General features: G+C 74.3%; 12 protein-coding genes. 7 read left to right on the top strand and 5 right to left on the bottom strand.

Annotated elements, in window-relative coordinates; genetic code table 11:
* Window positions 1-200 precede the first annotated feature (200 nt).
* A complete protein-coding gene (locus tag FXF50_RS28640; protein ID WP_148432043.1) occupies window positions 201-827 on the top strand; it encodes an NADPH-dependent F420 reductase in 627 nt (208 codons plus the stop codon).
* A 73-nt stretch (window positions 828-900) separates the two neighbouring features.
* Here the strand turns inward: FXF50_RS28640 and FXF50_RS28635 are convergent, their stop codons facing one another.
* Window positions 901-2,718, bottom strand: a complete 1,818-nt coding sequence (locus FXF50_RS28635) for a VanW family protein (RefSeq protein WP_148432045.1) — start codon at window positions 2,716-2,718, stop codon at window positions 901-903.
* 194 nt (window positions 2,719-2,912) lie between these two features.
* Here FXF50_RS28635 and nudC point away from each other — a divergent pair, with 194 nt between their 5' ends.
* Window positions 2,913-3,836, top strand: a complete 924-nt coding sequence (nudC, locus tag FXF50_RS28630; RefSeq protein WP_148432042.1) for an NAD(+) diphosphatase — start codon at window positions 2,913-2,915, stop codon at window positions 3,834-3,836.
* On the opposite strand, the gene FXF50_RS28625 is transcribed toward nudC, so the two are convergent.
* Together FXF50_RS28625 and FXF50_RS28620 are read right to left on the bottom strand one after the other, a co-directional pair.
* Window positions 3,730-4,965 carry a polysaccharide biosynthesis protein gene (locus FXF50_RS28625; RefSeq protein ID WP_255510239.1) on the bottom strand — a complete coding sequence of 412 codons (1,236 nt, stop codon included), beginning with the start codon at window positions 4,963-4,965 and terminating at the stop codon, window positions 3,730-3,732. The genes nudC and FXF50_RS28625 overlap by 107 nt on opposite strands.
* An 80-nt stretch (window positions 4,966-5,045) precedes the next feature.
* The gene (locus tag FXF50_RS28620; RefSeq protein ID WP_148432040.1) at window positions 5,046-9,332 is read right to left on the bottom strand and encodes an alpha-(1->3)-arabinofuranosyltransferase family protein; all 4,287 of its coding nucleotides are present in this window, start codon (window positions 9,330-9,332) and stop codon (window positions 5,046-5,048) included.
* 185 nt (window positions 9,333-9,517) lie between these two features.
* Between FXF50_RS28620 and FXF50_RS28615 the strand changes: the two genes are divergently transcribed.
* Genes FXF50_RS28615 through FXF50_RS28605 form a run of 3 tightly spaced genes read left to right on the top strand, consistent with a single transcriptional unit; the run spans window position 9,518 to window position 13,343 of the window.
* Window positions 9,518-11,395 (top strand): hypothetical protein, encoded by a 1,878-nt coding sequence (locus FXF50_RS28615; protein ID WP_187399867.1) that lies wholly within the window; start codon window positions 9,518-9,520, stop codon window positions 11,393-11,395.
* A 22-nt stretch (window positions 11,396-11,417) separates the two neighbouring features.
* Window positions 11,418-13,112: a hypothetical protein gene (locus FXF50_RS28610; protein WP_148432038.1), complete on the top strand. Its 1,695-nt coding sequence runs from the start codon at window positions 11,418-11,420 to the stop codon at window positions 13,110-13,112.
* A gap of 36 nt (window positions 13,113-13,148) precedes the next feature.
* Window positions 13,149-13,343 (top strand): hypothetical protein, encoded by a 195-nt coding sequence (locus tag FXF50_RS28605; RefSeq protein WP_148432037.1) that lies wholly within the window; start codon window positions 13,149-13,151, stop codon window positions 13,341-13,343.
* Here FXF50_RS28605 and FXF50_RS28600 read toward each other — a convergent pair.
* Together FXF50_RS28600 and FXF50_RS28595 are read right to left on the bottom strand one after the other, a co-directional pair.
* Window positions 13,328-14,524 carry a glycosyltransferase family 4 protein gene (locus tag FXF50_RS28600; protein ID WP_255510238.1) on the bottom strand — a complete coding sequence of 399 codons (1,197 nt, stop codon included), beginning with the start codon at window positions 14,522-14,524 and terminating at the stop codon, window positions 13,328-13,330. The two genes, FXF50_RS28605 and FXF50_RS28600, sit on opposite strands and share 16 nt — an antisense overlap.
* Before the next feature lie 88 nt (window positions 14,525-14,612).
* Window positions 14,613-15,824: an acyltransferase gene (locus FXF50_RS28595; protein ID WP_148432035.1), complete on the bottom strand. Its 1,212-nt coding sequence runs from the start codon at window positions 15,822-15,824 to the stop codon at window positions 14,613-14,615.
* Window positions 15,825-15,936: 112 nt separating this feature from the next.
* On the opposite strand from FXF50_RS28595, the gene FXF50_RS28590 reads away from it, so the two are divergent.
* Entirely contained in the window at window positions 15,937-17,094 is a 1,158-nt protein-coding gene (locus FXF50_RS28590) for a DUF3068 domain-containing protein (protein ID WP_148432034.1), read from the top strand.
* 429 nt (window positions 17,095-17,523) lie between these two features.
* On the top strand, window positions 17,524-18,078 hold the full coding sequence (locus FXF50_RS28585) for a DUF6230 family protein (RefSeq protein ID WP_148432044.1): 555 nt from the start codon (window positions 17,524-17,526) through the stop codon (window positions 18,076-18,078).
* The last annotated feature ends 82 nt before the right edge of the window (window positions 18,079-18,160 follow it).

Below are 18,160 nucleotides of genomic sequence, written 5' to 3'. Positions count from 1 at the left end.
ACCCGCTTCGGTGAATCGCCCCGGGCACCCGGCCGCGTCTCGTACCGTCGGTGCGGGACCGCCCGCGCCTGCCCCGTCAGGCCGGCGGAAAACGTGACGTGCTGTACGCGTCCTCCCACGATCGGGACGGACCGGTCGGGGTACCTGCTGATGGTTCGGCCGGAACTGACCGCCAGGAGCTGGCGGAGGCAGGAGAGGTCATGAAGATCGGAATCATCGGGTCGGGGCACATCGGCGGCACCCTCACCCGTCGACTGCGCACGCTGGGCCACGACGTCACGGTGGCCAACTCGCGCGGGCCGCAGAGCCTCACCGACCTGGCCACGGAGACCGGCGCGACGGCCGGCACCCTCGAGGAGGCCGTCCAGGACGCGGAACTGGTCGTCGTGGCCATCCCCCTCAAGGCGGTCCCGAACCTGCCGCCGGCGCCCTTCGAGGGCAAGCTGGTCGTCGACGCGGACAACTACTATCCCGAGCGGGACGGCGACATCCCCGAGCTGCTCGACCGCAGCCTCAGCTCCAGCCGCTGGACGGCGGACCACCTCAAGGGCGCCCAGGTGGTGAAGGCCTTCAACAACATCCAGGCCGCGTACCTCATGGACGGCGGCAAGCCGGCGGGCATGCCCGACCGGATCGCGTTGCCGGTGGCCGGGGACGACGCCGAGGCCAAGCAGGTGGTCATGGAACTCGTGGACGAGTTGGGCTTCGACCCCGTGGACGCCGGGACGCTCGACGAGAGCTGGCGGCAGCAGCCCGGCACACCGGTCTACGGCACCGACCGCGGCGCCGACGGCGTACGGCAGGGGCTGGCCGAGGCGCGGCCCTGAGCGGCGTACGACAGGGAAAAGCCCCGCCGGCGACTGGCCGGCGGGGCTTTTCCGTGCGTGCGCGGGACGGGCGTCAGGCGGGCGGCTTGGCGCAGATGAAGCGCGGCTCGGGGTCGTAGCGCCAGCTGAACTTCTCCCGCTTCACCACCTTGCCGTCCTTCTTGATGACCCGGTAGGCGTCCTGGGCGAAGCCGACGCTGCCCGCGGCGGTGATGCAGTCCGGGCCGGGATCCAGGTAGACCGTCTTCGGCTGGGTGATGTCCCGGCGCGGGCCGTACTCGGTCTTGACGCTGTCGTAGATCTTGGTGCTCCACATCGACACGGTGATCGTGCTGGCCGTGTACGAGGTGTCGATCAGGACGCCGTACGGGGTGTTGTTGCGGAACTTGAAGTCCAGCTGGGGCCAGTAGATGGTCGACTCGATGACCGCGGGGTAGCGGCTGAAGTAGAACGAGTGCGGCTTGTGCTCGACGTCCTCCAGCCCCGCGTAGTAGCTGGCGTTGAAGAGCGTGGTGGTGAACTGCGAGACGCCACCGCCCACGCCGGGCACCAGCTTGCCGTTCACGATGGTCGGCGCGTCCTTGTAGCCCTGGTCGTAGCCGCGCTCGCCGGTGTGGCCGTTGAGCGAGAAGGTCTCCCCGGGCCGCACGATGGCGCCGTCCACGTCCTTGGCGGCCTGGACGATGTTCTGGCTGCGCGGCGAGGACAGACCGCCGGGGAACCGGGTGGTGAAGGTGGAGACCTGCTCCTTGATGCCCAGCTCGGCGAGCTTCGCCTCGGTCAGCTCCGGCTCGGCCGGCTTCAGCTCGGCGGTCACCGTGCGGCCGTCCGCCTTCGGCAGGACGGCGAGCAGGTCCCGGCCGAGCGCCGCCGCGTCGACCTGCCGGCCGGCCCGGCCCGGCACCACCTTCGGCTTGCCGCCGCTGATGGTCAGCCCGGCGTCCTTCGGCGCGACCTCGAGCTTCGCGAGCCGGTCGCCGAGCGCGGTCCGCAGCCGCTTGACGTCCACTCGGGGAGTCAGCTTGCCGGTGTCGTCGGCCGAGAACCGCAGCCCCCGGGCGATGGCGGCGGGCGGGATGGAGACCGAGCCGCCGTCGGTGGTGAGCGTGACCGGAGCCGCGACGGCGGGCCGGGCCAGCTCGGCGACGAGCCGGTCGACCTCCTCGCGCGAGCTCGCCGGCCACTTCTCGACCAGCGGCACGGCCACCGGCGCGCCGGCCAGCCAGCCGGACTTCACCGCCTGGGCGGCGCCGGTCGCGTCGACGGTCAACGCCGGCTTCGGGTAGACCGGCTTGGGGGTGGTGCCCGTGTAGATGATGGCGGGCATGGTCATCTCGCGGCCCTGGTCGCCCATGGCCCTGCGCAGCGCCGCCTCCAACCGGGCGGTGTCGACGGTCACCACCGGCTCGACCGTGCGGGAGCCGACGAGGCGGCTCACCGGGTGCGCATCGGCGGCGGCGGCCGCCGCCACGGTGGCGTCCACGTCGACGGCGAGCCCGATGTCGGCCGGCTTCAGCTCGGCGCTCTTCTGGCCCACGGTGACGGTGATCGGGGCGTTCAGCGCCGCCGCCCGGCGCTCCAACTCGGCATGGAGCGCCCGGGCCGCCTCGGCCCGGCTCCGCCCGCCCAGCTCGGCGCCGAGGACCGTGGTGCCCCGGGGCACGTCGCCGGCGTACGCGTAGGTGCCGAGGCCGGTGCCGGCGGCGAGCACCGCGGCGACGATCCCGCCGGCGAGCAGCAGCCGTCCGCGACGGGACCGTCCCGGCTTCCCGGGCCCGCCGGCGTCGGAGCCGGCGACCTGTTCCATCTCGGCGTCCGGCCAGCTCACCGCTGTCACCTTCACGGTGGGCCGGTCGTCGGCGGAAGGCACTTTTTCGCCGTAGAGCGTCACAGCAACCTCGATCGGAAGTACCACGCGGGGACCGCTTCCCCCGCGGGAGACACCTACGGTAACCAACGCTTGAGCGAGTCGGGAGTCTCCGTCCCGGCGGTCGGCGGGCCGGGCGGCCCCCCGTCCCCGGGGTGTCGCCGTCATCACCCCCGCCGGGCTCCCCGCGCCGGTCCGGATCGTGGGACGGTGACCGGGTGCGGACGGATGAGCGGACCCTGGCGTACGGCGGCGGCTGGTTGGATCGGGCTGCGGCGCTGCGCGCCGACCCGGCGTGGATCGCCGCGCGGCTGACCGACCCGGAGAGCGTGCTGCTGCCGCTGTGGCGGGACCGCTGCCTGGTCTCGGCCGACCGGGCGCCGGTGCGCCGCTCCGCGGCCGGGGCGGCCGGGCTGCGCGCCGCCGCCGACGAGACGGTGTTCCTCGGCCTGGACGCCGGCCGGGCGGTGTTCGCCGTGGACCTGTCCGGCCGGGACGACGCCGAGGCGTGCGAGCTGGCCGGCGCGGCCGAGGCGGTGGACGTCCGCGCCCTCGTGAGCGGGCTGGGGGCGGCCGAGGCGGCCGTCCAGGCGTACGCCAAGGGGTTGCTGCACTGGCACCGCGGCCAGCGGTTCTGCGGCGGGTGCGGTGCGGCGACGGTGGCCGGCGACGGCGGCCACACCCGGTCCTGCACCGGCGCCGGCTGCGGGCGGCTGCTCTTCCCCCGGATCGAGCCGGCGGTCATCGTGCTGGTCGAGGCGCCCGGTGAGCCGGAGCGCTGCCTGCTGGCCCGGCACCGGGGCGCGTCCGAGGACTCCTGGTCGACCCTGGCGGGCTTCGTGGAGGTCGGCGAGAGCCTGGAGGACGCGGTGCGCCGGGAACTGGCCGAGGAGGCCGGGGTGACCGTGGCCGGCGTGGCGTACCAGGGGTCCCAGGCGTGGCCCTTCCCGGCCGGGCTGATGGTCGGCTTCCGCGCGACGGCCGCCTCGACCGAGGTGCGGGTGGACGGCGAGGAGGTGGTGGAGGCGCGCTGGTTCAGCCGGGCGGAGCTGCGGGAGCGGGTGGCGGCGGGGCGGCCGCTGGGCCGGATCGACTCGATCGACCACCACCTGCTGCACAGCTGGCTGGCCGCCGGCTGGTGACGGCCATCGCCACCAGCGCGGCCACGGCCGTGCCCAGGGCGCTCCACAACAGGCCCGTGAAGGTGTGCGGGGCGATCGCCCCGGCCACCACCACGAGCCCGACGGCGGCGGTCCAGAGCGGGGCGGCGGGCCGGCGGGCGCCGGCCGCGACCTGGGCGTTGAGCAGGACGAAGACCATCGCGTACAGGGCGCCGATCGCGGCGAAGACGGGGGCGTGCGCGCCGAGGCGTACGTAGTCCTCGCCACCGGCCAGGCGGAAGGCCAGCCCTCCCCCGAGCGCCGAGGCCAGCACCAGCACGAGCCCGCACGCCCCGGTCAGGGCGAGCGCGACGGTCCGGCTGCGCCGGTCGCCCCGGGCCAGGCGGGGCAGGGCGAGCACGGTGACGACCTGCGGCGCCCACAGCGCGCCCTTGGCCAGGACGGTGCCCACCGCGTACGCCCCGGACTCCGCTGGCGGCAGCAGTTGCCGGGCCAGCAGCAGGTCGGCGTAGGAGACCACGAGCATCGCGAGCGTCGCCCCGCAGCCGGTGACGACCTGGGCGGCGCTGAGCGCCGGGGCCGGTGCCGCCGCGGTCGGCTCGGTGGCGGCACCCTCGTGCGGGGCCGGTGCGGCGGTGAGGCGCGCCAACGCCAGCGGGGTGAGGGCGGCGAGGAGCGCGCCGGCGAGCAGCGACCCGGTGAGCCCGGCGCCGAGCAGCAGGCCGAGGATCACGCCGCCGTAGCGTCCCGCGGCCAGCAGGGCCATACCGAGGGCGAGGCGCAGGAACCGCTGGCCCCCCTGCAACTCGCCGAGCCAGCGGGAGGAGAGCACCACGGCGACCGTGGTGACCGCCAGCAGGGCCGGGACCTCGGCGGGGATGCGCAGCACCGTGGCGAGCAGCGGGGTGGCGGCGACCAGGACGCCACCGGAGAGCGCGGCCGTCGTCAGGGTCGCCCGCCGCGCCGTCGTGCGGCCGTGCCGGGCGTGGTGCACCGCCACCGCCAACTGGAGGCCGAGGCCGGGGACGCTGGCGATGGCGACCAGCCCGAGCGCGGTCGCGAGCACCCCGAGTTCCGCCGCGTCGAGCCGCCGGGCGGCCAGCACCGGCACCAGGTAGGCCAGTGCGTTGCCCGCCGTGCCGGCCACCATGACGGCGGCGCCGGCCGTGCCGAGCCGTCCCGCGCCGGCTCGCGTCGCCCCGGTGTCCGTCACCCCTGCCCCGCCTCGGCTCACGCGATCGAGGAGAGGTCGGTGCCGCGCCACGAGGGGTGGTCCGTCTCCGGGCCCGGGTCGGCCGGCGGTGGGTCGGCCGGCCGGGCGGCGGCGGGGCGTACCGGTCGGCGCCGGACGGTGGTGGTCAACCAGAGGCAGCCCAGGGCGAGCAGCGCCGCGAGTTGCGGGCCGGCGGCCACGTGCCGCTGCGCGACGGTGAGGTGCAGCCAGCCGGCCAGCAGCAGCAGCCCGGCGGGCAGCCAGGACCAGGCGAGCCGGACGGCGAGTCGGGCCCGGCGGGGATCGCGGGGCCAGGGCAGCCGCAGCGGGCCCCACGAGGCCAGCACCAGGCCGACCGCGACCAGGAGGACGCCGAGGAGCCCGCCCGACAGGATCACGGCCGCCGCCCCCACCAGCAGCAGCGGCAGCGAACCCGGTCCCCGCCGGCGGGCGGGCCGGCCGGTGGCCGCCGGGGCGGTGCGGCGCTCCGGCAGCACGGCGAGGACGACCACCCCGACGAGCAGCACACCGCCCAGGAACAGCCCGGCGCGGTACGCCGTGTCGGGAACGAAGCGGAGCACCACCTCGCCGGATGTCCCGGCGGGCAGCAGCCAGCCCTGTTGCCAGCCGTCCACGACCAGCGGGGTCAGCACCCGGCCGCCGACCGTGGCCCGCCACCCGGCGTTCGTGTTCTCCCGTACCACGAGGACGCGGTCGACGGAGTCGTCGGCGACGCGTACCCGGCGCTCGGTGGCCGACCAGTCCGCCACCTCGACGGGCGAGGCCTGCGGGACGGCGCGGGACTGCGCCGGACCGGGCACCAGTGCCACGCGGGTCGCGCGGGCCAGCTCGCCGGGGGCGGCGAGCAGCCGGGCCTGGCCGCTGGCCAGCACCAGCGGACCGGGGGTGGTCGTGCCGCACGGCGCGGCCGGCACCTCCCGGGCCTCCAGCAGGTCCCGGACGGTGGCGGTCAGCCTGGTGTGGACCTCCGCGCCGCCGATCTCCAGCGTGGGTCCGGAACCGCAGGGCAGCTTCACGGGGGCGTCCAGGTCGGGCGTCCGGGCGGGACCGGCCGGCAGCACGCTCACCTCGCCGACGGCGATCGGCAGCGGCTCCGGGGCCTTCTCGCCGTACGGGTCCTCGCTGTAGGAGGACGGCTTGTCGAGGAACTGGATGGTGATCTCGTCGGTGCGCATCGGCGGTTGCAGGGTGAGCTGGCCGTTCTTGTTCAACAGCCCGCCGCGTACGCCGTCGTCACCCACCACCCGCACGCTGCCGACCTTGGAGGCGGCGACCTCGGGATCGAGGGAGAAGCGCAGCCCGCTGATGACCTGGGGGCGGGGCCACGCCAGGTGCAGGATCGGGTTCTCGTCGCTCGGTGCCGGGGACCAGGCGGTCGCCGGGTCCCCGTCGAGGACCGCGCCCGGGCGGGCGGCCGGGTCCGGCACCGCCGTCGACGAGGCGGTCACCGCCGGGGCGAGGCGCAGCGGCTGGGCGGCCGCCACCCGCCGGTCCAGGACCGCGTTCAGCGCGCCGCCGGGCTCCGGGCGGGCCCAGACCCGGGGGGTGTACGTGCCGGAGGTGGGCAGGGAGAACGTCCGGTCGATCGACCGAGCGTCCTCCGAACCGCGGGCGACGTCGGCCGAGCACCGGGGGTGGCCGTCGACGAAGAAGCAGGCCGGCGTGGTCGGGGCGGCGGAGACGACGACGGTCGCCGGCCGGTCGGTGGCCGGCGGGGCGGGCATGGCGAGGGTACGACCGGTGCGCAGGCCGGGAATCTCGATCTCGGAGATCCCGACGGTGCCCGAGCCGGGACGCTGCCCGATGGTCGCCTCGATCGCGATCCGCAGGTCCCGGGTGGCGTGCACCCCCGGCAGGTCGAACGTCATGCTGTCGCCGAACGACTCGACCGCCAGGCTCTCGTACCCGGCGGTGACCACCACCTTCGTCGGCACCGTGTCGGCGCCGAGGTCGAACTTCACCCGTACCTGCCTGATCCGGGCAGACGCGGCGAGGGTGACCTCCAGCCACTGCTCCGACCCGACGGTGTCCGGCGCCGACTGCCACGACGTGCCCGGATCGCCGTCGAGGGCGGCGAACGGCTGGTGCTCGGGGCGGGCACCGCCGCGTACCCCCACCTGCGCCCGGGAGCTGGACGCCCGGACGGCGGTGACGCCGTCGTACCGGGCCACGGTGGACTGGTCCGCGCCCCAGTCGGGCAGGTAGTCGTGCGCCGGGGCGGGCACGTCGAAGGAGTCGGACGCGGTGAGCGTCGCCGAGGTGTCCCGCAGCCGGCCGAAGGAGACGTCCCGCCGGCGCAGCCCGTCGGTCAGCGTGACCGGTCCGGTGGCGTTCCCCGCGTCCCCGGCCAGCACCGTGGGCGCCGCGGTGAGCTGCCCGGCGGCGGCCATCTCCAGCAGCGATTCGGGGCCGCCCACGACGGTGGTCACGTCGTTCCTGTCGTAGGCGACGACCGGTTCGACCGGGCGGTCGACCCGGAACACCTCCAGCGCCCGCGTCGGCACGTCGAGGCCGTGGTCCCGGAACACCCCGTCCGTGGTTCCGCCGCCGCGGACCGGGCCGAAGCCGGCGACCAGCGTGAGCCCCGGTGTCCGTTCCAGCGCCTGGCGGACCACCGCCGGACGGGCCGTGTTCGAGCGCCCGTGGTCGAGGTCGGCGCGGAACAGGACGTGGCTGACCCCGGAGCGGGCGAGCAGGTCGGCCAGGCCGGCCGAGCCGTCGCCGTTGGCCAGCGCCGCCTCCACCGCGTCGAGGAGCCGGATGGTCGTGGGCGGGGTGAAGGGGATGGCGTTGCGGACCGCCCAGCGCCCGTCGAGCAGGGGCTGGGCGATCTCGTCGGTGGTGCTGCCCCAGTCGTACGAGGGGAAGCGGGCGCCGGGCACCACGAGCACGCGGCCCCGGCCGGTGTGCGAGTCCAGCCAGTCGGCCGCCTCGGACCAGTAGCGCGGCACCTTCGTCACCCCGCCCGGCGTGGTCAGCCCGCCGGCCAGCGCCGGACCGGCGACGCCGACGACCGCGGTGGTGGCGACAGCGGCGGCGAGCCAGGCCAGCGCCGTGGCCCGCCGGCGCCGCCGCGCCGGGACCGTCCGCGCCACCCGGATGAGGAGCCCGATCAGGTGGGCCATGCCGAGGGCGAGCGGGAGCCGCAGCAGGACGTCGAACTTGTGGACGTTGCGCAGCGGCGCCCCGGCGCCGTCGAGGAACTCCCGCTCCGGGCCGGCCAGGACGTTGGGCAGGTCGCTGACGTGCCCGAGCCCGACGAGCGCGACGCCGAGGAGGAGGCCGGTGACGAGGAACCGCCGGTGCGGCATGCCCGGCCGGGACAGCCCGACGACGCCGAGCAGCGCGACCGCCAGGGTGGCCACGACGAGCACCCGGTCGGTGGCCAGCTGCGCCCCGGCGGGCAGGGTCGGGCCGAACGGCCCGCTCAGGTAGGCGACCCAGTAGGAGGCGCCGCGGAGCACGGTGACCGTGTCGGTGACGCTGGTGGTGAACCGGGCGGACTCGATGTAGTCGAGGAACGGTGGGCTGTACCGGCCGAGCACCAGCAGCGGGACCAGCCACCAGGCGGTGGCCAGGGCGACCGCGCCGCACCAGGTGGCGAGCGCGGTGACGCGGCGGCGTACCGGCCGGAGGGTGGCGAGCCAGAGCAGCGCCAGCGGGACGACCGCGAAGACGGCTGTCGCGTTGACCCCGCCGGCGCAGGCGACGGCGAGAGCCGAGCCGGCGACCGCGCGCCGGACGGGACGGCCGTTGGCGAGCCCGACCAGGGGGATCAGCACCCACGGCGCGATCGCGCTGGGCCAGGACTCGACGGAGGACCAGCCGAGCTGGGTGAGGATGCGCGGGGACAGCGCGAAGGACACCGCGGCGATCATGCGGGCGGCCGGGGTGCCGATGCCGAGCCGGCCGGCGAGCCGTACGGCCCCCAGGTAGGCGACGCAGAACAGCAGCGCCCACCAGAGCCGCTGCACCACCCAGGCCGGCAGGCCCAGTTCCGACCCGATCAGGAAGAACGGTCCCATCGGCCAGAGATATCCGTACGCCTGGTTCTGCAGCTGACCGAAGGTGCCGGTGGGGTCCCACAGGTGCAGTGAGCGGAGCAGCCAGCCGGCGGGGTTGACGTTGAGGTCGACCTTGGTGTCCGGGACGGTCAGCCCCGGTTCCTGCTGGAACGCGAGCGCGGAGAGGACGATGCAGACGGCGACGTGACGGAAGCGGCGGGTGACATGTCGGGTTCGACGGCCCACCGGTCCGCTGTCGCGTGTCGCCTCTGCGCGCATGTGGCTCCCTGTCTCCGGCACCCCCGACCGACCCGGTGGACGCTGGGCGCAATCGCGAGAGGTTAACCGGGACCCGTGGGTGCCGGGCCCTCGGGTGCCGGGACCTGGGACGCGATGCCGTCGGTGATCGGGCGAACGGCGGTGCCCACGGCGTGTAAGCGTGTGGCAGGCTGCCCACCATGTCAATGCCGGAAGTTGAGGCGGTGACGCGTCCGCACGAGCCGGGCGCGGAAGGGGACGAGCCCGGAGCGGTGGCGCGGTGGCTGCGGGCCGACCGCGTACGGGCCGTCGCGATCGTCCTGATCGTGGTGGCCGTCGCCTGGCGTGCCGGCATCGCCACCCGCGGCTGGTTCTCCCAGGACGAGTTCGTCATCGCCGCCCAGGCCAGCAGCGCGGACCTCACCGCCGACCACCTCCTGCGCACCTTCAACAACCACCTCATGCCGGCCGGCCTGCTGGTGGCGTGGCTGATGGTCCGGGCCGCCGGCTTCGCCACCTGGCCGTGGGTGCTGCTGCTGGCGGCCGGTCAGGCGGCCCTGGGGGTGGCCTTCTACCGGCTGCTGCGCGACCTGCTCCGGCCCGGCTGGGGGTTGCTGATCCCCCTGTGCATGCTGCTGTTCAGTCCGCTGACCCTGGAGACGACCTCGCTCTGGATGGTCGGGCTGTTGATGCTGCCGGTGCTGCTGGCGATGGTGCTCGCCATGGCGGCGCAGGTCCGGTACGTCCGCACCGGCCGGGTGCGCCACCTGGCGGCGGTCGTGCTGTGGGTCGCGTTCGGGCTGGCGTTCGACTCCAAGGCGCTGCTGATCGTGCCGCTGCTGTTCGCCATGACCGCCTGCCTCTTCACCGCGGGCGGCCCGACCCGGACCCTGGTCACCACCACCCGCCGGTACTGGCCGGCCTGGCTGGTGCTGGCCGCCCTGTCGGTCGCCTACCTCGTGTTCTATCTGGGCCGGCCGGCGGGCGCGCTGAACCGGCCGGGGTCCACCGGCGAGGTGCTCACCTTCCTCGGTGACCTGGTCGGGGTCACCCTGGTCCCGGGCCTGCTCGGCGGCCCGTGGCGGTGGTCGTACGCCGGTGACGGCCCGCCGCTGGCCGACCCGTACGACGTACCCATGTGGCTGTCCTGGGCGGCGCTGCTCACCCTCGTGGTGGTGACGGTCCGGTGGCGGCCGTCGGCGCTGCGTGCCTGGACGCTGCTGTTGTCGTACGTGGCCATGGTCGCCCTGCTCTTCGCCGCCACCCGGCTCGGCGGCGTGCTCAGCCCGCTGGCCGGGCTGGTCCCCAGGTACGTCGCCGACGTGGTGGTGGTCGCCGCGCTCTGCGTCGGGGTCGCCCTGCTCGGGCGCTCGGACGCCGAGGAGGGCGACGTGGCCTCGTGGCCGTTGCCGACGGTGCTGCGCGAGCCGGGCGCCTTCGCCGTGGGCCTGGTCGCCATGATCATGGTCATCGCGACGGTCGGCGTCGGCACGCTGTGGAGCATCGCCCGGTTCGGCGACAACTGGCGGACCAAGCACGGGCGGGACTACCTCGCCACGGCTCAGACGGACCTGGCCACCGCGTCGCCCGACACCGTCTTCCTGGACGACATCGTTCCGGACCGGGTGGTGGCCGGTTACTTCTGGCCGGACAACCTCCAGTCGCACTTCTTCCGCCCGGCGGAGTTGAAGCCGAAGTTCGTGCCGGAGGCCGAGAACCCCTCGACGTTCGACGACACCGGCCGGATCCGGCCGGCGACGGTGCAGGGCCGGCGCATCCTCCCCGGCCCGGACGAGACCTGCGGCCACCAGATTTCCGGCGCGGCGGCGACGCGCATCCCGCTGGAGGGGCCGGTGCCGGAATGGCCGTGGGTCGTCTACTTCGGCTACCTCAGCTCCGGTGACTCGACGGTGACCTTCCGGCTCGGCGAGGCCAGCCACGAGTTCGCCGTGCGGCGGGGGCTCAACCAGATCTACTTCCCGCTGGAGGGGGGCGGCCCGGCCGTGGAGGTGAGCGTCGCCGACCCGTCGGTGGTGATCTGCACCAAGGCGATCACCGTCGGTGATCTCGTGCCGGCCCGCTGACCCGCTCCTGCCGCGTCCCGCCATGTCCGTCCCGACCGGTCCGACCCGCCGCGAGCGCTGGCTGCTCTACGCGGTCGCGGCGGTCGTGGCCGCGGTGGTGCTCGCCCCGCTCGCGGCGCCGGGCTATGCCCTGCTGTACGACATGGTGTTCGTGCCGCGGCAGCCGCTGACCTGGCAGCTCGTCGCGCCGGCGGACAGCCTGCCCCGCGCCGTCCCGATGGACGCCGTGGTCTCGCTGGTCACCCAGGTCGTGCCGGGGTGGCTGGTGCAGCGGCTGGCGCTGGGCGGGGCGGTGGTGTTCGCCGCCGTCGGCGCCGGCTACCTGGTGCCGACGCGGCGGCGGGCCACCCGGGTGGTCGCCGCGGTGGGCTACGCCTGGACGCCGTACCTGGCGGAGCGGCTGCTCATCGGCCAGTGGGGGCTGCTCCTGGCGTACGCCGCGCTGCCCTGGATCGTGCGGGCCGCGCTGCGGGTGCGCGCCGGCCGGCCCGGGGCCCTGCCCCGACTCGTGCTCGCCGCGGCGCCCGCCGCGATCACCCCCACGGGCGGCCTGCTCGCCTTCGCGGCGGTGGCGCTGCTGGTCCCGTGGCGTGACCGGCGGCGGTCGGCGGTCCTGGCGTTGGGCGCCCTGCTGGCGTTGAACGCGCCGTGGCTCGTGGCCGCCCTGGTGACCGGGGCCGGCGGCACGTCGGACCCGGCCGGCGTGCAGGCGTTCGCCGCCCGCGCGGAGAACTGGGCCGGGCCGCTGGCGGCGCTCGCGGGCACCGGCGGCATCTGGAGCGCCCAGGCCACTCCGGGCAGCCGGGCGGGCGCCCTGGTCCCGCTGGCGACGCTGGTCCTGCTGCTGGTGGCCGCGGTCGGCGCCGGTCCGCTGCGCCGGCGGCTGCCCCCGGGTGTGGCGCTCCGGTTGGGGGTTCTCGCCGGCGGTGGCCTCCTACTGGCCGCCCTCGGGGTGCTGCCGGGCACGGCCGACGCGCTGCGCTGGGCGGTGCTGCACGTGCCGGGCGCCGGCCTGCTCCGCGACGGCCAGAAGTTCCTCGCCGGGTACGCCCTGCCGCTCGTGCTCTGCGCGGCCCTCGGGGTGGAGCGGCTGGTGTCCCGGTGGGACCGGGATCTGGCCCTGCTGGTCCTGGCCGGAGCGGCGCTCCTGCCGGTCGCCGTGATGCCGGACCTGGCCTTCGGTGGCGTGGGCCGGCTGCGGCCGGTCAGCTATCCCGCCGACTGGCGTCTCGTCGCGGCGGTCACCGCCGAGGATCCGGGTGTGGTCCTGGCGCTGCCGCTCAGCGCCTACCGGGCCTATCCGTGGAATCCGGACCGGATGGTGCTGGACCCGCTGCCCCGCTACCTCTCCGCCGAGGTGCTCACCGACGACACGCTCCGGGTCGGCGACGTGACGGTGGCCGGGGAGAATCCCCGGATGCGCGAGCTGCGCCGGCTGCTCCGCGAGGGCCGGCCGGTGGCCGGGACCGGGGTGCGCTGGGTGGTGGTCCAGCGCGGCTCGACCGACGCCGTCGACCCGGCCTGGCTCGCCGGTCTGGAGAAGGTCCACGAGGGACCCGTGCTGACCCTCTATCGCGACCCGGACGCGCCGCGGGTGTGGCACCGGAGCCCGCCCGGACCGGGGCGGTGGGCCGCCGTGGGAGCCTTCGCCGGCGCCCTCCTGGTGGTCGCGTTTGCTGCCCTTTCGGTGCTACGCCGGCGGCCTACTCCGTGGTAACGTCCCGCTCGCATATTTCGACAGGGGAGGATTGGCATGCGTAAAGCCCTCACGCTGCTGGTGTCGGGCCTGGTGGCAGCACTGCTCGGGGTCTTGGCACTCGGCGGGCTCGCCGCTGCCGCCACCGCCAGCGCCGCCGAAGCGCGGGACAGCGCCAAGAGCGCCCGCGAGGCGGCGCAGAAGGCCGGCAAGCCGGACCCCTTCACCCCCGAGATCTACGGAACCAGGTAACAGGCTTCCGCCGGCAGTTCCTCGGCCCTGGCCACGACACCCGTCGTGACCAGGGCCGCAAACCTTTGACCGGCTGCCGGCCAGGTGAACGACGCGGCGTGCGCCCGGGCCGCCGCCCCCATGCCCTGCCGCATCTCGTCGTCGCACAGCAGGTCCCGCACCCGGGCGATGTAGTCGTCGACGTCCTCGGCGAGCAGTCCCGTCCGTCCGTCGACCACCGCCTCGGCGACACCGCCGGCGTTCCGGAAGGCCACCGTCGGGGTGCCCGCGGCGCCGGCCTCCACGATGGTCAGCCCCCAGCCCTCCTTGAGCGAGGGGGTGAGGGCCACCCAGGCCGCGGCGAGCAGGTCCGCCTTCTCCTCCTCCGTCACGTAACCCCGGAACTCGACCCGGTCGGCGATGCCCAGCTCGCCGGCGAGCTGGCGCAGGTGCGACTCCCACCAGCCCTGGCCGGCGACGACCAGCCGCAGCTCGGGCAGCTCGCCGGAGAGGGCCGCGACGGTGCGCAGGGCCACTTCGATCCGCTTGTGCGGGACCAGCCGGCCGAGCGCCACGAGCAGCGGGTACGGAGCCCGGCCGGCGTCGGTGGGAGGCAGCTGCGGAGTGCCGTTGTACACCACCGCGACGCGTTCCGGGGCCACGCCGAGGGTGGCCAACTCGGCCCGGGTGGCCTCGGAGACGGTGACGTACCGGCAGTGCCGGTAGACCCGGACGGAGAGCCAGGACTCCACCCACCAGCCGAACCGGGCCGCCCGCGGGCCCAGCACCACCGGCCACTGCTGGCGGTGCACGTGATGGACGAGCATGAGCACCGGCCGGCGCGACCAGATCGGGGCGAGGAACGGCAGGCCGTTGCAGACGTCGACCAGCACCTGCGGTCGGCGCCCGCACCGCCGCGCCGAGAGCGGGCCCAGGCCGACGAGTCCGGCGAGGTAGGAGAGCGCGGCCCAGGCGTAGACCGTGTGGCGGCCGCCGCGGCGGATCAGCCGTACGCCCGCCTCGTTGGTCTCCTCGGCGGGACCCGCCTCGTGCGCCGCGCAGAAGAGCGTGACCTGGTGCCCGTGCCTGACCAGCTCGGCGGCGACCCGCTCGATGTAGACCTCGGAGCCACCGCCCTCGGGGTTACGGGTGTCCCGCCAGTTCAGGAACAGCACATGCCTCGGAGTGCCGGCAGCGCGCACGCGATCCCTACTCTCAAGTAATTTAGCGACGCGCGTCACACTAGGGGTTTGGGGTCGGCGCGGGCAATGGCCGTTGGGCCATGGCTACTCAGCGTGCGGTGCCGACTGCCGGGACCGACCGGTCCTCCGCCGGTGCGGCCGGCCGGCGTGCGCGCCGCTGGCTGCCGAGCAGTTGGAGCGGCCGTTCGACGCCGTAGTAGCTGACGGCCGCGTAGGCGAGCCCGCCGGCCATGGTGAGCGCGAAGGTGCTGACGAGCCCGCCGGTGAAGAGCGGGCGCCGGGTCACCAGATAGATCAGTTCGAGCACCAGCGGGTGCCAGAGGAAGAGGCCGTACGACACGGCGCCGAGCCACCGGGCCGGTGCGGCACCCAGCGCGACCTTGACCCGGTTGGGCGGCCCGAACGCGACCGGCACCAGGATCAGCACCGCGATCGCCAGGTAGAGGGTGAGCTTGACGGCGAAGGCCGCGGGGGACGGCTCGGTGAGGTCCCGTGGCCCGGCCACCGGGGTGGTGGCGATCGCGAACAGCCCGACCGCCGCGGTCCAGCAGGCCACCGGCGCGGCCGCGAGGTCGTCGAGGATCCGGAACGAGGCGGGACCGGTGCCGGTGCGCAGCGCCACGTGCACGGCCGCCAGTGCCATGCCCGCCCCGAACCACCCGCCGTACGCGGGCAGCCAGGTCGTGTGCAGCCCCATGTCCAGCCAGCCGAGGGCCATCGCCACCAGCCAGCCCGCCGTGACGAGGAGGCCGCCGCAGGTGGCGAGCACGGTCCGTACGGGTCGCCAGGTCCGGCCGGTGGCCGGCACCGCGATCAGCGGCAGGATGAGGTAGAAGGCGACCTCGGTGGCCAGGCTCCACGTCTGGCTGAGCCCGTTGCGCAGCAGCCCGGGCGCGTAGATCTGGGTGAAGGTCAGGTGGTGCAGCCAGTCGCCGGCCGGGGCCGGCCGGTTCTGCGGCAGCACGATCAGGCAGGTCACCACCGTCAGCCAGTACGCCGGCAGGATGCGCAGCGCCCGCCGCCACAGGTAGCGGCCGGCGGCCGGGCGACGCCTGCCGGTCGCGACGCTGAGCGCCCAGGGCCGGAACAGCAGGAAACCCGAGAGCACGAAGAAGATCGCCACCCCGACGTCCAGCCGCGCCAGCCAGCCTCCCCACGCGGCGTTGCCGGTCGCGCCGGTGTGGAAACCGACGTGATGCGCGACGACGGCGGTGGCGCCGAGCGCGCGGAGCGCGTCCAGGGCGGGCAGCCGGGCTCCGGCCGTAGGCTCCGGTGCCGATGACACGGCGGCTGAGGACATCTGGACATCCAGGGGATCGCGGCGGAGGTAACCGAGCGGTAACCTGCCGGCCATAGTAGGGATCGGACGGCCCGTACGACAGGCGTCGGGGCGGCAGGTTACAGGAGGATGAGTGAAGCTTCGTGTGGGCGCCGCGCTCTTTGGGCTCGGCGTCTTGTTGCTGGTCATCGCAGTCGGGCTGCCGCTGTACATCGCGCCCGCGGTGACCAAGCTTCCTTATGACCTCGACCGGACCACGTCGAAGGCGGAGGCGGTCAACGCCCGGGCCCTCAAGGTCACGGTCGTGGGGGACTCGGTCAGCATCGAGGTTCCGCAGGCGACGCTCATGTCGACCGTCGAGGTGATCCCCCAGCCGGAGGACACCGCCGACCGGTTGCCCAAGGAGCTCGCCGGCAAGGCGGTCGTCTGGGACGTCTACCAGACCGTCAAGAACTCCGGCGGAGAGGTGTTCAGCCAGTACAGCACGGAGCTCGCCCTCGACCGGGCCAGCGGCGCCGCCGCGGACTGGGACGAACAGTGGCTGAACGAGACCGGCGCGGAGCAGACGCCCGTCGGCAACGTGACCTACGAGGGTCAGGTCTACAAGTTCCCCTTCGACACCAAGAAGAAGGAGTACCCGGTCTTCGACCGTGACCTGAAGCGGGCCACGCCGGCCAAGTTCACCGGCACCGAGGACGTCAAGGGCCTGGAGGCCTACCGGTTCGAGCAGCGGATCGAGAACGAGACGCTGAACACCCCGGAGAGCAACATCAAGACGCTGATCGGCCGGTTCGCGCCGCAGGCCACCACGGGGAAGGTCGTCTACAGCAACACCCGCACGCTCTGGGTGGACCCGGTCACCGGCGCCTACGTGAAGGTGCGCGAGCGGCAGCACAAGGAGTTCCAGCCGGACAACGGTCTGGTCACCGTGCTGCTCGACGCGGACTTCAACTACACCGACGACACCATCGCGAAGAGCGTCGAGACCGCCAAGGACAACCGCTTCAAGATCAACATGGTGCGGACGTACGTGCCGATCGGCGCCGGCGTGCTGGGCGTGCTCGCCCTGCTGGCGGGCATGCTGCTGGTGCTGCGCGGCAACGGCGGCGACGCCACCGCCCGGCACCGGCTCGCCGAGGCGCCCGCGGGCGGCCCGTCGGGTGACGAGGCGCCCGTCGGTGGTCCGTTGAGCGACGAGATCCCGCCGGCGTCGACGAACTGGCGCACCGACGAGGAGTCGACGGTTCCGGCCCAGCGTCCGGCCGTGGACGACGAGGCCGAGAAGCGCTGACGTAGGGCACGCGGGGGCGGGTCGACCGGGATGGTCGGCCCGCCCCCGCTCTCGTCTCGTCACGCTGAGCGCCCGTTATTGAATCGTAATGCGTCGATGGTTTGAACACGTACGGTGACGAACGTCGACGCTCACGCCCGATTCGCGGGCTTCTCCCCGCTGCGGGCCGGCCCGTTCCCGCACCCACGGTGAGCGCAGGGGCGGCTCGCCGGAGCTGCAGTTACCTGTGAGTAGGATCGCCCCTTGTGACGCAGACCTCTGTCGGTGCACCATCAGACACGCGTTCGTTACCCGCTGGTAACAGTCGCCTCAGCCCACCCCGGGGCGCGATTTGTCGACCAGCCACCCCGATGAGCGCCCGCCCCGACGGAGGAGGAATCTGTGCAGACCGACAACCCGGGACGTACCCGGTGGCGGCGCTTCGCCGCGATGATGGTGCCCGCGACCGCAGCCGCCGGCGCCATCCTGTTCGGCATGTCGACCGGTGCGATCGCGTCCGACATCACCGTCTCCGGCCAGACCTTCAAGATCAGTGCCGACCGGCTGGAGGGTGACGGCTTCAAGCAGTACGGCGGCATCGTCCGGGAGAAGAACGGCACCGTCCACCCGGTCGCCCTCGCCGAGATCACCAGCGCCGACCTCTACAAGCTCTGCCAGTCGGTCCGTGCCGACCTGCCGGGGCTGCCGGTGGTGCTCACCATCAACGCCGGTGACGGCAAGGACCCGGCCAAGGCCAAGGACCTGATGATCGCGATGGACAGCCTGGACGGCAACGCGACCTTCGGCGACATCAAAATCGGCCGGGACGCGTCCGACCTGAACCCGACGGCGCGCGCCGGCTCGTTCGGGCAGAACGCCGAGACGGTCACCATCACCAACCTGGAACAGGTGTCCCGGTACACCACCGCCTCCACCTTCAACCTGGTCGGCCTGCGACTCAAGGTCAACGTCGGGGACGCGGCCAAGGGCAAGGAATGCTTCTGAGCGGAACCGCAGGCCTGCGGCGGGCGACCGCCGCAGGCCCGTTCCCGTCCCTCGTTTCCGCTCTGCCAGGAGGAGTACGTGA

It is taken from the genome of Micromonospora sp. AP08 (assembly GCF_008085935.1).
Classification (GTDB): domain Bacteria; phylum Actinomycetota; class Actinomycetes; order Mycobacteriales; family Micromonosporaceae; genus Micromonospora; species Micromonospora chersina.
This window is presented reverse-complemented; position numbering and strand designations above follow the sequence as displayed.